The sequence below is a fragment of the [Clostridium] aminophilum genome (genome assembly GCF_900101295.1).
Classification (GTDB): domain Bacteria; phylum Bacillota; class Clostridia; order Lachnospirales; family Lachnospiraceae; genus Clostridium_R; species Clostridium_R aminophilum_A.
Map to the genome: position 1 here is coordinate 22559 of NZ_FOIL01000006.1, position 14851 is coordinate 37409.

A 14851-nucleotide genomic window follows, 5' to 3' on the forward strand; every position below is an offset into this window, starting at 1 on the left:
TCGAACTTACTCCGTCAGAATACGGAGGACCGCCTCGACAGCCTCACTCTTTTTTGCTTCCGCTGCCTTTACCAGATCTTCCGCTTCCTGCGCGGCTTCTTTTTCCGCGTCACTCAGCATCCGTTCCGCTTCCGAAGCAGCTGCCTTCGCGATCTCCGCAGCAGTCCCGGCGGCATTTCTCCTGGCATCTTCTTTGATGCCCGCCGCTTTCGCGTCCGCGTCCTGCATGAGACTGTGACATTTGTCCTCCGCCTCTTTCAGGATGCGTTCCGCTTCCGTCTCGGCTTCTCTGACTGCCTTCATGGTATCTTCCACCATAAAACCGCATCGCCTCCTTGCTGTTTTCTTACCATAACCATGTCATACCCGAAGAGACCGGGAAACTGTCTCTTCTTGCTGCTTTGTATCCAATATAATACAATTTCGTATTTTTGTACATGAAATTCTCGTTTATTTATCAGATTTAAACATTATATTTTGATAGTATGTATTTTCAAACTTTTACATCTGACAATTAAACATAATCATATTGGATATCCCCTATTTTCTTGTCTTTCGCCCATTATAGACAAAATTCGCAGACACGTACGGTTGTATTTCGTAACCATATCCAATAATTCATTTTATGATGTCCGCTGACAGAAAACTCAATATAGATTTATATCGGCAGTTTCATGCAGAATATTCATTCTTTTTCTCATCGGATCCATTTCCTCCTATCCGGTCTGCCCCCTCTTTCATCATTCCGGTGAATCCGGATTTTCGGAAAAGGCCGGATCTTACCCAAAATCAAATTGACGAAACATCACCTTGGGTTGTATATTATAGAAAGTACGGTTATGACTTTTATCCTTTAAAGTTATGTTTATAAAAAGTGCTGAACTGTTTTTTCACGCTTCATATCTGCCGCTTCATGACGGGCTGACCGCATCCCGTGCGGGAACGATCCGGCGGCAGATGCAATTCCGTTCGCCAATGGGAAAGTCCCGACCGGACAAATAATTTCTTGGGAGAATACAATTCTATGAGAGAAAGAGAAAAACTTGCATCCCGACTGGGCTTCATCTTCCTGTCGGCAGGATGTGCCATCGGGCTCGGCAACGTCTGGCGTTTTCCGTACATCACGGGCCAGTACGGCGGCGCAGCCTTCGTTCTGATCTACATCCTCTTCCTGCTGCTTTTAAGCGGTCCGATCATGGTAATGGAATTCGCCGTCGGACGCGGATCCGGAAAGAGTGTCGCGAAATCGTTCCATGTTCTGGAACCTGCGGGAACGAAATGGCACATTTTCAGCTATTTCGCGATGGCCGGAAATTACCTCCTGATCATGTTCTATTCCACGATCTCCGGCTGGGTCATTGCCTACCTTTATAAAATGCTGCGCGGAGAATTCACCGGAAAAAGCAGCGCGGAGATCGCGCAGATCTTTGCCGACCTGACCGTCGATCCGGTCCAGTGTGTGTTCTGGATGATCGTCATTGTCACCATCGGCTGCGCGGTGTGCGCCCTCGGCCTTCAGAACGGCGTCGAAAAGATCACGAAAGTCATGATGAGCGCGCTTCTCGCCGTCATGCTCGTCCTTGCGATCCGCTCCGTAACGCTTGACGGCGGCGGAGAAGGCATTAAATTCTACCTCATCCCGGATTTTAACAGAATGAAGGAAGCCGGAATTGTCAATGCCATCTACGCGGCCATGGGCCAGGCGTTCTTCACACTCTCCGTCGGCATGGGCGGAATGGCCATCTTCGGAAGCTACATCGGAAAAGAGCATTCCCTGACAGGCGAGTCGGTCAATGTTGTCCTTCTGGATACCTTTGTTGCCCTGACCGCAGGCTTCATCATTTTCCCGGCGTGCTTCTCCTACGGCGTCGACGCCGGCGCAGGACCGGGCCTCATCTTCATCACCCTCCCGAACATCTTCAAGGATATGCCGGGCGGACAGATCTGGGGCGCGCTGTTCTTCGTGTTTATGAGCTTCGCAGCGCTCTCCACCATCATCGGCGTATTTGAGAACATCATGGCATTCGGTATTGACCTCTTCGGTCTGACCCGCAAAAAGGCCGTTGCGATCAATTTTGTTCTTCTCATTGTGCTCAGCATTCCGGCAGCCATCGGCGGAAGCATCCTCGCCTGGTTCCAGCCTTTCGGCGAGGGCAGCGCGGTGCTCGATCTGGAAGATTTTCTGGTCAGCAACTGCATCATGCCGCTCGGAGCGCTCCTCTACCTCTTCTTCTGCACCCGCAACATCGGCTGGGGCTGGAAGAACTTCCTTGCAGAGGCCAATACCGGAAAAGGACTTCGCTTTCCGGCGGCAATGTATCCGTTTGTCGCTTACGTGCTTCCGGTCATTGTGCTTGCGATCTTCGTATTCGGCATTGTCCAGAAGTTTGCGTAAGGACAGACAGCTAGCTGCCGTAGTGAAACAGCATATTGAGACTGACACAATGAGACGAAACACGTTTTGCGAGTTTCGAACGTTTAGCGGCAGTCTCCAAGGCCTCGTGCAGGCACAGACTTTGGAGAGTTAGCCGTGCAGAAAAGGCATCCGCCGCGGAATTCACATTCCGCGGCGGATGCCTTTTTATGTCTATTGATTATAATTCTTTATTCTGTCACTCCGCCACCGGTCTCTGAACAACCGGTACGTCTTCCTTGAGATTTCTCTCGATCCGCTTTCCTCTTGCCGCTCTTGCCACCACCGCATTCAGTGCGATCAGCGCTACAAGGTTCGGCAGAACCATCAGACCGTTAAAGAGATCCGACAGGTTCCATACCAGATCGACCTTCAACAGGGATCCGAGGAAAATGCAGGCAACCACGATCACGGAGAACGGCTTTACCGCACGGCTTCCGAAAAGCTGTGTCACATTGGCCGCCGCAAAGAAATACCAGCCGATGATGGTGGAAAACGCAAAGAACAGAAGGCACAGCGCCACGAAGACAGAACCGAATCCGCCAAAGGCCGTGCCAAACGCCGCCTGTGCTACCGGGGTGCCGCTGACGCCGTTCGAGATCATGCCGTCCAGAACACCGGAAGAAAGAATGACCAGCGCGGTAACGGTAAGAACGATGAAGGTATCCAGGAACACGCCGACCATCGCGGTCTCACCCTGCTCCTGCGGGTGCTTTACCTTTGCCATTGCGTGAGCGTGCGGAGTGGAACCCATACCGGCTTCGTTGGAGAAAAGACCCCTCGCCACACCGAAACGCATCGCCATACGAATAGTCATGCCGGCAACCGCACCGCCGACGGCCTTCGGACTGAAAGCGCCGATGAAAATGGATGCAACCGCACCCGGAAGATTACGGAAGTTGATGGCAAGAACGATCACGCTTCCGATCAGATACATCGCTGCCATCATCGGAACAACCTTTTCGGTAAAGGAAGCGATACGGCCGATGCCGCCCAGGAAAATGAAAGCTGCGATCACTGCGATCACGATACCGACCGCAAACTTCGGTGCGCCAAAAGCTGTGTTGAATGCGTCGCTGATGGAATTGGACTGAACCATGTTGCCCATGAAACCAAGCGCACAGATGATGGCTACAGAGAAGAATCCGCCGAGAAACTTTCCGAAGCCGCCCGGAAATGCCTCCCGGATATAGTATACCGGGCCGCCGGTGATGTTGCCCTCATCGTCTCTGACACGGGTCTTCTGTGCTAGAATCGCCTCACCGTAGATGGTCGCCATACCGAAGAAAGCCGCGATCCACATCCAGAAGATTGCACCCGGACCGCCGGATACCAGTGCTGTCGCACAGCCGGCGATATTGCCGGTGCCGACCTGTGCCGCGATCGCGGTGGAAAGCGCCTGGAACGAGCTCATGCCGTCCTTTCCGGCTTTCTCACCGTTCAGGCTGAAGCCGCCGAATACGCGGTTCCACGCCTTCGGGAATCTCCGGATCTGCACAAAGCCGGTGCGGATCGTGAAAAAAATGCCGGTGCCGACCAGAACATACAGAAGAATGTTGTTCCAGACGAAATCATTGACCAGTACTACGATGTCATTCAGTTTGTCCATGTTTGTCCCCCTCTGAATAAAATTGATTGCAGGTGGGACGCAGAAATAAGCGGGAAAGTTCGGGACTGTTTTACTAAGTGCTGTAAACGCGGAAACGTAGCTCCACTAAACTCGGCTTCGCCTCGTTAAGGGTCGCTGCGTGGCTCGCACTAAGCTCGGAAATACCTCGCTAAGTGCTCTGCACAAAAAAACCGGCATTTCCGCACAAATCGCGAAAATCCGGCCCTGAAAAACAGCCCTGCTGAACGGATCCAGCAGAACTTATCCTAATACTCTGTCCTTTTGCCTGAGAGATTCGGCATGCATAAAAGCATGTTTCCTTGCACCTTCGGCACTCCTTTTCGGAGATTCTCCAGAGCCCACTCCGTTTTTAGTCCTCGTCTCCTGAGAGACACCTGAGAGTTTTACTCCTTCGGCGGAGGCCGGAGCCTCACTTTTCTAAAAACTTCTACGTCGCTTGTATTAAATTGACATCAACATACCATAACATCCGGTTCATGTCAAATATAATTTCATGTCTCTGTCGGCACTCACCGTATCTGACGTCAGGGAAGGTTTGAAAGTTTACTTTCAAACTTCCGCCTGCGAAATCTGGTATAATAAACAGAGAGCATTCTTGAGTGTTAACAAATCTTGGTTTCCTGTCGATGAATTACAGTGATCGAACAACACATTTTTTGTCAGGCAGTTTTATTAAAACAGGATATGTATCATACAAACGAAAATCAACTCACTAAATTTAAGCGATTGGGAGATCTTTCCCTTTTTAAGTTCATTGAATATCTGCCATCCATGGTTTTATCCAATATATCTGCGTTACTTATGGTGACGGTAAACGGACTGGTGGTCGGCAATTTTTTAGGAAATGATGCGCTTGCGGCTGTCACGGTTTTTGCCCCCCTGATCTTAATCGTCGGGGCCTTTTCGGTAATGGTTTCCTATGGGATCGGAATAAGTCTGTCAACATCGATCGGCAGTAATGAAGTCACACAGATTCACCAGGTCAAGACCGCATCCTTCTGGCTGATCATCTGCTGTTCTGTTTTTGCGGCCATTTTCCAGATACCGCTTTTCTGGATTCTTCTGAAAGCATACCGGCTTCCGGACTCCATTTATGCTCTGTCATGGCAGTATGCATTCGGAGCCATGCTTTCGACTCCGTTAAGCATGATTTCAACAATCGGTTCCAATATGCTGCAGATTTCCGGCAAACCAAAAATACTGACCAGACTTACTGTCCTGGAGGGATTCGTCAATCTTCTTCTTAATCTTTTGTTTGTCGGCTTACTGCACACGGGAATAGCAGGCGCAAGTCTGGGAACAGCCTGTGCCAACTTCATCAGGGCCGGTGCAACTCTGATTTGTCTGCTGCGATATACCGATATGATTTGCTGCCGGCGATGCAGCTATGGTTTTGCAGAATATATCAGTATCCTGAAACTGGGCGTACCCAATGCCGTATCTTCACTTTTGAATGCATTTCAGGATTACCTGTTTATGCAGATTTTGATTTTGGTTTTCGGAAAAAATGCCGGGACGATCGATGCCATCTGCACATTCAGTTTTTCCGTTTTAAATGGCCTGACTATGGGAATCCTTGACGCACTGCGGCCGATCGCAGGACTTCTGAGCGGTGCCGGTGACCGGGATGGATTGAAGATCCTAATGCGTCAGACCGCCCAGTTCATTGCCGGAATAATCGGTGCGATCACGTTGGCAAATGAACTTTTTCCGGGTTTCCTGTTTACACTTCACGGAATCAAAGATATTCCTCCGGGCGGTATCGCTTCTTTTCGTATTTTTTCATTGTATCTGCTGCCATATGCGTTTGCCAACTTTTTCCTTCTTTTTCTTGTAACCAGAAAGGATGTTGAGTATACCACAAAAATAACCGTAATAAGTAACATTTTTCAGCCCCTCGTTGGTCTTCTCATCATAAAAGTATGCAGCGCACCATGGGTATATCTGTCATATAGCATAACCGCCGTTTTGCTGCTCATTCCTTATATGCTTCGTTATCGCTGTTTATCCGAACGGGAAAAGCGTGAAGCAGAAACCTGCAGGGACACTGTCCTTTATATGAGTGTGAAACCTCACGAGGCTGTGGAGGCGTCCCGTGCGATCCGAGAATTTGCCGATGAACAGAGAATCCATAAAAAAATCGCGTACCGGATTGCATTGTGTATGGAAGAAATGGTTGCTTATGTGGAATATGTCAACAAAAAAAATATTGCCGCCCAGATCATCATCCGGTTCAAAGAAAGCGGGGATGCGACCTTTGCCATCATGGACAATGGAAAATGTATCGCATACCAAATGGAAGAAGATCGTGAAAAGGGGCTGAGCACCAATAATTATGTACTCATGCAGCGTTTGGCGAAAGATGTGAAATATCAATATGTGCTGAATATGAACTATACCATTCTGGAATTCGCTTAAACACACGGTATGATCTGCAAAGACGATACTGATTTTGGCAAATGTCTTCCTGTGACTTTGCCTGGACATCCAGAGGTTATCGTGCGCTGAAGCTGCCCACAATCGCGGCACAATTTGATCTCAATCAAGGAAATAATCCGGAAATAATTCAAAATAAAGGATGTGCGTTCTGTCACAGAAACTGTCGGCCATCACTTGCATTCAGAAAAAAAAGACTTATACTGAAACTGTTATCTGCGAATAACTGCTCAGTCAAAGGCTGCTATCTAAGGAGAAATGTATGAAGGAATTCAAACCGTTCAAGGAAGGCAAAGTAAGAGAGATCTATGATATTGATGACGCGCTCGTTATGGTTGCAACCGACCGTATCTCTGCATTCGATGTCATTCTGAAGAACAAGGTTGTCGGAAAGGGCAAAGTACTGACCCAGATGTCCCGCTTCTGGTTCGATCTCACAAAAGACATCCTTCCGAACCACATGAAGAGTGTTGACACAAAAGATATGCCGGAATTTTTCCAGCAGCCGCAGTTTGACGGAAACAGCATGCTCTGCCAGAAACTGAACATGATCCCGATCGAGTGCATCGTTCGCGGATACATCACCGGCAGCGGCTGGGAGAGCTACAAAAAAGACGGAACTGTCTGCGGTATCCGCCTTCCGGAAGGGCTGAAAGAATGTGACAAGCTTCCGGAGCCGATCTACACCCCGTCCACTAAGGCCGAGATCGGTGATCACGACGAAAACATCAGCTATGAGCAGTCCATCTCCGTGCTGGAGAAAGCATACCCGGGTCACGGTGAGGAATACGCCGCAAAGATCCGCGACTGCACCATCGCTCTTTATAAAAAATGCGCCGATTACGCCCTTTCCAAGGGAATCATCATCGCTGATACCAAGTTTGAGTTCGGTCTGGACGAGAACGGAAATGTCGTCCTCGGCGACGAGATGCTCACCCCGGACAGCAGCCGCTTCTGGCCGCTGGAAGGCTACGAGGCAGGCCATTCCCAGCCGTCCTTCGACAAACAGTTCGTCCGCGACTGGCTGAAGGCAAATCCGGACAGCAACTACGATCTTCCGCAGGAGATCATCGACAAGACCATCGCAAAGTACAAAGAGGCATATAAGCTTCTGACCGGAAAAGATCTGTAAGAAGGAAAAAGACCGCCGGACTCCGAATCCGGCGGACTTTTTTTACGCGGCTGACCTGCCCCGTTCAGAAATCATCCCGAAAATCCACTCGATGCGCATACCACAGCGCATCGATCGCAACGCCTTCCTTCCACTCTCTCTGTTTCCGGATCATTTCCTCTCGCATGCTGAGGTTTGCGCTGATGCCGATCATCACGGTCAGAAGCGCCGCCGCCCAGACATAATTTGCCCGGATCGACAGAAACTCGAGAATCAGAAACATAATCATCAGGAGCGCCGATACCGCGTAGGTTGACCACAGAACCCAGCGGCAGTAGCGTTCCATTCGTCTCCCGCTCATGGGTTCCAGCACTGCGGCTCTTCCGGTCTGGCCATTCATCACAAACCACACTTTCCGTTTTCCCTGCGGGGCAACCGTAAAGAACACAGGAAGATACGCTCTCTCAAAATCCATATTGGTTGTGCGGAGCCGCGAACTGCGCGCCGTCATTCCTTCCGGTTCTTCCTGATCCAGAACAAACGCGGATCTGGCTGCGCTCTCCATCTTCGTGCGGATCCGTCCGCTCATCTCTCGGATCGTCTCCGTTGCAACCGATGCCGGATGCTCATACAGGTGCTCTGTACGGAACCGCTCTTTACAGCGGCTGTCAAACGGGCCGATGGTGTCAATCATCGTATCCGGAAGTTCGTTCAGCGCATCCTGCGGAACGCCCTTCAGCGTCACACCGCCGAACCGGTTCAGTTTCACCGGCATTTCATGCGTTCCCTTATAGTTCCGGTGATACTCCACTCTTCCGCTGACGTCGCCGCTGCACAGATAGAACGGAATGTACATTCCGTAAATATTGCGTTCCATACGCGTCGGTGATTTGGACGTCCGGATCAGTCCCTGACGCTCCATTCTCCGAAACGCTTCCACCGCGTCCTCTCTTGTTTTCCGGAACGGAACAATATATGACGCCCATTTTTCCACGCGGTTCTTCGGTTCCACCTCCATCAGGCCGTTGCAGAAGGGACATAAAAACCCTTTGAAATCCTTTGCTCCCAGCATTTTGGATCCACACCGGATGCACTCCCATACCGAAATCCCGTCATCCGGTCTCTCATCGGACATTTCTTCCGGCATCTCATCCCGATCCGGTTCAGAAGAGAACTCTTCCGGTACTCCCTCCGACGAAATTTGCGAAACCAAATCCGATTCCGGAAACCTGACCGAACGGCCGGCGTTTTCCTCTGAATCTGTGTATTCTTCTTCGCCGAACCCCGGCTCATTGGACTGCTCCGACAGCTCCTCCGCCTCGGCATAGGACATTTTTTCAAAAGCGATTCCTTCGGACAATGCCCCCTTCGCATCTCCGCTTATGCGCTCCGCCAGAACATCCTCATAATCATTCAGTCCGTCATAGACCGCCGCTCTGGCATGCTTTCTGTAATCCAGTGTAAGCGCCGATCTTGGCTTGTCCGACGATCCCGTATCTGTCTTGTTCTCTGAACTCATGTTTCTCAGATTCCACTTCCATTGTTATTTCTGCTGGCCGGTCCCCTCAAAGATCGCATTGAAGAGATGATCCACATCATCCTTCGTCCAGGTGATCTCTCCGGTATAACCAGCATCGGCCAGAAGACTCTTTCCGCCTTCTCCTGCCGTCTCTTTCGCGCTGTCATAAATACGCTGCACCGCGATGGCAAATGATTTCTTGTCCGCGGTCGCGTTGGTAAATTTCTCCGTCTCGCGCATGATGCTGTCGCCCGACGGCTTCGTCTTCACATACCATTCCATCAGAGATGCCGCGCGTGACGCCGCTCTCAGCGAGATTCCCGCCGCTCCCTCGGCATAGTTCTCCCGGATATCGCTCAGAATCTCCGTCAGTTTTCCGCCACCTTCCGGCACCTGCTCCGCCACCGAGCTCGCCGCTGTCTCCTGCGCATCCTGCGTCGTGGTTTCCGCCGGAACAAGCTCCGTGCTCTCTTTTGCCTCCGCCGCGGTAGTCTCTGCCGCTGACGCGGTATCCGCCTTGCTTCCGCAGGCAGTTCCGGCCGCCGCAAGCACGACGAACGCCGATGCCAGCATCATATTTCTCAGAACGGGTCTGTGCCTTCTCATTTTATCAAAAAAATCCATTCCTGCCATGATTCTCCTCCTCTGACGATGCGGAAACCGCAGTGTACCGTTTCTCTTTCACATCCTAACATACAATGGTGAAGGAAACTTTAACGGAAACTTACGATTCGGCTAATCCGCCGGAAAATCTTCGTCAGTCTCTTCCGAGTGAGAGGTCATAGGTCTCCGGCGCATAGTAGATCACGCGGGTTCCGCCGTCCTCAAAGGAAAACGGCACATAAAGGAGATCCTTCATCGCTGCCATCACGGCCTCACGGTGTTCCGGAGTGACGTAGAACAGCACAAAGCCGCCGCCGCCCGCACCCAGAAGTTTTCCGCCAAGCGCGCCGGCTTCCAGCCCCTTCTGATAGATTCCGTCGATCGAATCCGTCGAAACCTTGCTGCCTGTCTGCCGCTTCAGTCTCCAGGTAACATCCAGAAGGCGTCCGAACTCGTCGAGATCCGCATGGCGGTCCTCCAGCACATGCTCCGCCTCATCCACCAGACGGTACATTTCCAGAAGCTGCGCCGTCTTGTCGCCGCTGGTGATATGATTCGTCTTCTGCACTTCCGAGGAAAGGCGCGTAAATCCGGTAAAGAACAGCATCAGATTCTCGTTGAGCTGCCGCTTTCTCTCCGGAGAAATGATGACCGGCTTCACTTCATACCGGTCCCCGACAAAGTTGATGCGGTTCAGACCGCCGAAGCTTGCCGCAATCTGATCCTGCCATCCGCCGGCTTCCCGGCAGAGTTCCCGTTCCAGATAAATGGCGTCATCCGACAGTTTCTTCTTGTCCGCATATTTCCCCTTCAAAGCGTAAAATGCGTTCAGCATGCCGACCGCAAAGGAGCTGCTGGTCCCGAGTCCGCTTCTCGCCGGAAGGTCCGCCTCATAAGTCAGACGGATCTCATGCATATCCAGCATCTTCATGGCATTCCGAACGGCCGGATGCTCGATCTCATCCACCGCCTTTACGCGCTCAATCCTGGAGTAGGACAGCTCCGTCGTGTAGTCGAAGAAACGCGGAAGGTGCCGCACGTTCACATAGCAGTATTTGTCAAATGTCGTCGACAGCACCGCGCCGCCGTGTTCCCGGAAAAACTCCGGTATATCGGTACCGCCGCCGAAAAACGACATTCGAAACGGCGTCTTGGTAATGATCATTCGTTTGTCTCCTCCTTATCCGGTTCCGGACCTTTTTCCGCTGCCGGCTCCGGTTTCTGTTCTGTCTCTTCCGGACCTTTTTCCGCTGCCGGCTCGGTTTTCTGTTCTGTCTCTTCCGGGCCTTTTTCCGCTGCCGGCTCGGTTTTCTGTTCTTCCGGTTCCGTCTGCGCCGCAGCCATGTCAGATGCGGCCGTACTCTTCTGTTCTTCCGTGTCCATCCGGCGGAAACCGAGTCCTAAGGCAATCAGAAGCCACAGAATCGGGGCAACGATCGGAAGGTTGATATTGACGCTTGCCTGCGAAAGGTAAGCGATGCAGCCTGCGGCAATCGCAAAGATATACGGTCTTCTTCCCGCTGACTTCAGCATTTCAGCAATGGAACTCAGCATAAACGCGATATACGAAACGGTTCCGACAATGCCGATCGTCAGAAGAAGCTGAATGTACTCATTGTGCGCCGCATCGTAGTACTGTCTGGTATATTCGATGGTCTCTTCGCGATAGGCATACGTCACGATGCCAAATGTCTCCGGGCCGTAACCGATCAGCTTTTTCAGAAACGGCAGCTGATGAAATACATGCATGCTGATCCTCCAGACGATACCCCGGTTCGTTCCCCAGGAATCGCTGAAAACCAGATACTGGGCAAGCTTTGCATACCGCTCCGCATGTCCCGCGAAATTGGCGTCATACAGGACAAAGCAGAATCCGGCCGCGCAGACCGCAATAAAGCCGCCCCAGAGGCGAACCATCCATTTCGGCATTTCCGGCGTCTTCGCCCGGTATGCGAAAAAGCCGGTGACGGCACAGATCACGGCCTCAAGCCAGAACATTTTCTTCAGTCCTCCGATCTTGATCAGATGAACGATCAGACCGTCGATTCGTCCATGGTTCCTGACCGGAACGGTTTCGCTGATGTACCGCACCCACAGCACCGCGCCGAGAAAGGCGAGAATCACCATGAGATAGCTGAACACACCCTTTTTCGTGCGGAAGGCCATAAACGGCAGAACCGCAAAGATCACACCGATGGAAATCCAGGCATTGTCGCTCTGTCCGGTAAAGAGAGCGGCAAACGCAAGAGTCAGAACCACAAAGTAAAAAAGCCTTTTCCACAGTTTTTCCGTCACGCAGAAAAGTCCGGCCGAAACCGCCAGCACAATGCCGACGTAAGCAGTGTAATTATTGACATTTCCGATGGATGATGTGAACTGACGGATCGCGGAATCCGCGATATACTGCGCCTTGAAGCGGAAAATATCCATGTTGAAAAAGTCGGTCAGCCCCCAGATCATGACCGGAAGACTTCCCAGACAGAAGACGTCCAGAATCCACGGACCGCTCTTCCAGTTTTTCGCGATCAGAACCGTCGTGAGCGCATACAGGGAAAGCAGGAAAAGCCCCGTAAAGCGGCCTTCATTTCCCCAGAAAGACTCGTAGAGGTAATCCGATGTCACCGTTGAGAGCACGATGACAATGTAATACACCAGAAGAAGTTTCCACGGAAGTGCAAGTCCCCGGAACCATCCGGCAATCGCCGTTCCAAGCGGCTTCTTACCGGAAGCAGTCCCGGCTTCCCTCTTTCTTTGCACCGCCATCAGGATCAGCGACACCGCGCTGAAGATTGCGGCGGATCCCCAATACAAAAGGTACCGGAAGGACATAATATCCGTATAATAGTGATTACACCAGAGCAGAAAGACAGTTGTCAGAAAAACCGCAAACACGGCCGTCACAGCCGCCAGCGGCTCCATCCGCCTCTCCTTTTTTGTTTCATTCAGCATTTCTTTATCCTCTTTGTTTCGCTCATTCTGTTCTGCCGGCCGGAATCCATATCATTCCGTCTCTTCCGGCACGATCATCCGGATCCGTTTCGGGCAGACCGAAACGTCGATTTCTTCCGGCGCGCCGCCGTACTCTCCGTCCAGCGTCCAGGCCGCGTCGCCCACAACCCTGATGTGAAGGCGGTCCGTGCGGAACACTTTGACATAATCCCCGTCCATTTTCCCGGAGGCAAGCGCTGTCAGAATCTCACGGACATCCCCCAGAGAATCCGGGGCCTGAATCAGCGTCACCTCGAAGACCCCGTCGTCCATCTCCGACTTGCGGATTAACGGGGACGTTATCCCTGCGATGGACGTCGTATTGCTGATGGCGCCGTAAAGGTATTTCCCCTCCTCGCGCTCGCCGTCATGTTCAATCACCAGATGGCACCGCATGGCGATAGACTCCGGAAACGTGACAATACTCTGCAGAAGATACGCCGCATAACCCAGGACATTCTTGGATGCCTGATTGGTCTCGTAACTCACCTGCGTGAACGCCCCGAACGCGGCGACATAGTTGAAATACCGGTCGTTGAACCGGCCGATATCATAGGCAAATGTCGTTCCCGCCGACAGTGCCCTGCAGTATTCCTCGGGCTCAGCCGGAATTCCGAGGCTTCGCGCAAAATCATTCGTGCTTCCCGTCGGAAGATACGCAATGGGCTCACGGATTCCCGCCTGAACCACACTGTTCACCACATGGTTCAGGGTTCCGTCGCCGCCGACGCACATGATGATGTCAAAGCGCCCCGCGCACTGCTGAATGATCTTCTCCGACGTCATTCCCCTGTCCGGAACGATCGGATATGTCGTCACCTCAAATCCGGCAAGTGTCAGTTCTTTCAGGATCTCAAACATCCGGTTCTTCGCCTGCCCCGTCCCGGAGCCTGCATTGAGGAGCAAAAGAACTTTTTTCATATCCGTCACCTTTTTCTTTCCGCTTTCTTTCCGGTCACGCCAGCTCCTCGCGGCATTTTGCCAGCGCGGCCGCGATCACCGCGTCCATATCGTAATATTTGTACTCGCCGAGTCTTCCGCCGAAGATGACCTTCTGCTCGCCCGACGCCATTTTCCTGTACTCCTCGTAGAGTGCACCGTTCTTCGCGTCATTGACCGGATAATACGGCTCATCTCCCGGCTTCCACTCCGAGCTGAACTCCCGGCTGATCACCGTCTTCGGGAGATCTTTTCCCTGATCGTCTTTTCCGAACTCAAACCACTTGTGCTCAATGATGCGGGTCCACGGTGTCTCGCGGTCCGTATAATTGACAGCAGCATTGCCCTGGAAATTCGGAATATCCAGAAGCTCCGTCTCAAACCGGACGGAACGGTACTCCAGTGCGCCGAGCGCATAATCAAAATACGCGTCGATGGCACCGGTGTAGACCACGCGGTCTGCCATCGCGTCAAATTCTTCCTTGTTCTTCAGATAATCCTCGCCAAGGCGGACTTCCACACCCTCCAGCATGTTCGCCACCATTTTGGTGTATCCGCCGACCGGAATTCCCTGATAGAGCGCATTGAAATAATTGTTGTCAAACGTCAGGCGCACCGGAAGTCTCTTGATAATGAAGGCCGGAAGTTCCGTGCACGGACGTCCCCACTGTTTCTCGGTATATCCCTTGATCAGCTTCTCATAGATATCCGTTCCGATCAGAGAGATGGCCTGCTCCTCGAGATTTTCCGGCACAAACTCGCTGTCCACGGAGAATCCGCGCTCTGTCTGCTTCACCGCGATGTACTCGCGCTTCTGTTCCTCGATTCTATTCTGCGCCTCTTCCGGTGTCACAACACCCCACATCTTGTTGAAGGTATACATATTGAACGGAAGCGAATACAGTTCCCCGCGGTAGTTGGCCACCGGCGAATTGGTAAAGCGGTTGAACTCCGCAAACTTTGTCACATATTCCCACACCTCGCGATTGTTGGTATGGAAAATGTGCGCGCCGTATTTATGAACATGAATGCCCTCGACATCCTCCGTATATACATTTCCTGCGATGTTCGGGCGGCGGTCAATCACCAGTACCCGTTTTCCCGCCTTCTTTGCCTCCTGCGCAAAGACAGCACCGTAAAGCCCTGCGCCTACAATCAGATAATCGTATTTCATGGCTTTTCTCCTCTTTCTGTAATTTATCTTTATTATCC

At 51.8% G+C, this 14851-nt stretch carries 11 protein-coding genes and 1 riboswitch; of the genes, 3 read left to right on the plus strand and 8 right to left on the minus strand.

Features of this window, described 5'->3' with window-relative positions; all coding sequences use genetic code 11:
* Positions 1-6: 6 nt before the first annotated feature.
* Positions 7-318 carry a hypothetical protein gene (locus BMW41_RS02940; RefSeq protein ID WP_074648726.1) on the minus strand — a complete coding sequence of 104 codons (312 nt, stop codon included), beginning with the start codon at positions 316-318 and terminating at the stop codon, positions 7-9.
* Positions 319-1024: 706 nt separating this feature from the next.
* On the opposite strand from BMW41_RS02940, the gene BMW41_RS02945 reads away from it, so the two are divergent.
* Positions 1025-2395, plus strand: a complete 1371-nt coding sequence (locus BMW41_RS02945) for a sodium-dependent transporter (RefSeq protein WP_074648728.1) — start codon at positions 1025-1027, stop codon at positions 2393-2395.
* 217 nt (positions 2396-2612) lie between these two features.
* Here the strand turns inward: BMW41_RS02945 and BMW41_RS02950 are convergent, their stop codons facing one another.
* Positions 2613-4022: an alanine/glycine:cation symporter family protein gene (locus BMW41_RS02950; protein WP_074648730.1), complete on the minus strand. Its 1410-nt coding sequence runs from the start codon at positions 4020-4022 to the stop codon at positions 2613-2615.
* 264 nt (positions 4023-4286) lie between these two features.
* Positions 4287-4388, minus strand: a riboswitch (glycine riboswitch).
* Between the two features lie 381 nt (positions 4389-4769).
* Between BMW41_RS02950 and BMW41_RS02955 the strand changes: the two genes are divergently transcribed.
* Together BMW41_RS02955 and BMW41_RS02960 are read left to right on the plus strand one after the other, a co-directional pair.
* Positions 4770-6461 (plus strand): MATE family efflux transporter, encoded by a 1692-nt coding sequence (locus tag BMW41_RS02955; RefSeq protein ID WP_074648731.1) that lies wholly within the window; start codon positions 4770-4772, stop codon positions 6459-6461.
* 280 nt (positions 6462-6741) lie between these two features.
* Positions 6742-7611 carry a phosphoribosylaminoimidazolesuccinocarboxamide synthase gene (locus BMW41_RS02960; RefSeq protein WP_074648733.1) on the plus strand — a complete coding sequence of 290 codons (870 nt, stop codon included), beginning with the start codon at positions 6742-6744 and terminating at the stop codon, positions 7609-7611.
* A 64-nt stretch (positions 7612-7675) separates the two neighbouring features.
* On the opposite strand, the gene BMW41_RS02965 is transcribed toward BMW41_RS02960, so the two are convergent.
* From BMW41_RS02965 to glf, 6 genes are all read right to left on the minus strand, one after another.
* The gene (locus BMW41_RS02965; RefSeq protein WP_074648735.1) at positions 7676-9109 is read right to left on the minus strand and encodes an FUSC family protein; all 1434 of its coding nucleotides are present in this window, start codon (positions 9107-9109) and stop codon (positions 7676-7678) included.
* A gap of 24 nt (positions 9110-9133) precedes the next feature.
* Positions 9134-9742, minus strand: coding sequence for a hypothetical protein (locus tag BMW41_RS02970; RefSeq protein ID WP_074648736.1), 609 nt, complete (start codon positions 9740-9742; stop codon positions 9134-9136).
* A gap of 124 nt (positions 9743-9866) precedes the next feature.
* Positions 9867-10877 carry a GHMP family kinase ATP-binding protein gene (locus tag BMW41_RS02975; protein ID WP_074648738.1) on the minus strand — a complete coding sequence of 337 codons (1011 nt, stop codon included), beginning with the start codon at positions 10875-10877 and terminating at the stop codon, positions 9867-9869.
* On the minus strand, positions 10874-12661 hold the full coding sequence (locus BMW41_RS02980; RefSeq protein ID WP_074648740.1) for an O-antigen ligase family protein: 1788 nt from the start codon (positions 12659-12661) through the stop codon (positions 10874-10876). Before BMW41_RS02980 ends, BMW41_RS02975 begins: the two co-directional genes overlap by 4 nt.
* A gap of 51 nt (positions 12662-12712) precedes the next feature.
* A complete protein-coding gene (locus BMW41_RS02985; RefSeq protein WP_074648741.1) occupies positions 12713-13621 on the minus strand; it encodes a diacylglycerol/lipid kinase family protein in 909 nt (302 codons plus the stop codon).
* A 34-nt stretch (positions 13622-13655) separates the two neighbouring features.
* Positions 13656-14813, minus strand: coding sequence for a UDP-galactopyranose mutase (gene glf / locus BMW41_RS02990; protein WP_074648743.1), 1158 nt, complete (start codon positions 14811-14813; stop codon positions 13656-13658).
* Between the last annotated feature and the right edge of the window lie 38 nt (positions 14814-14851).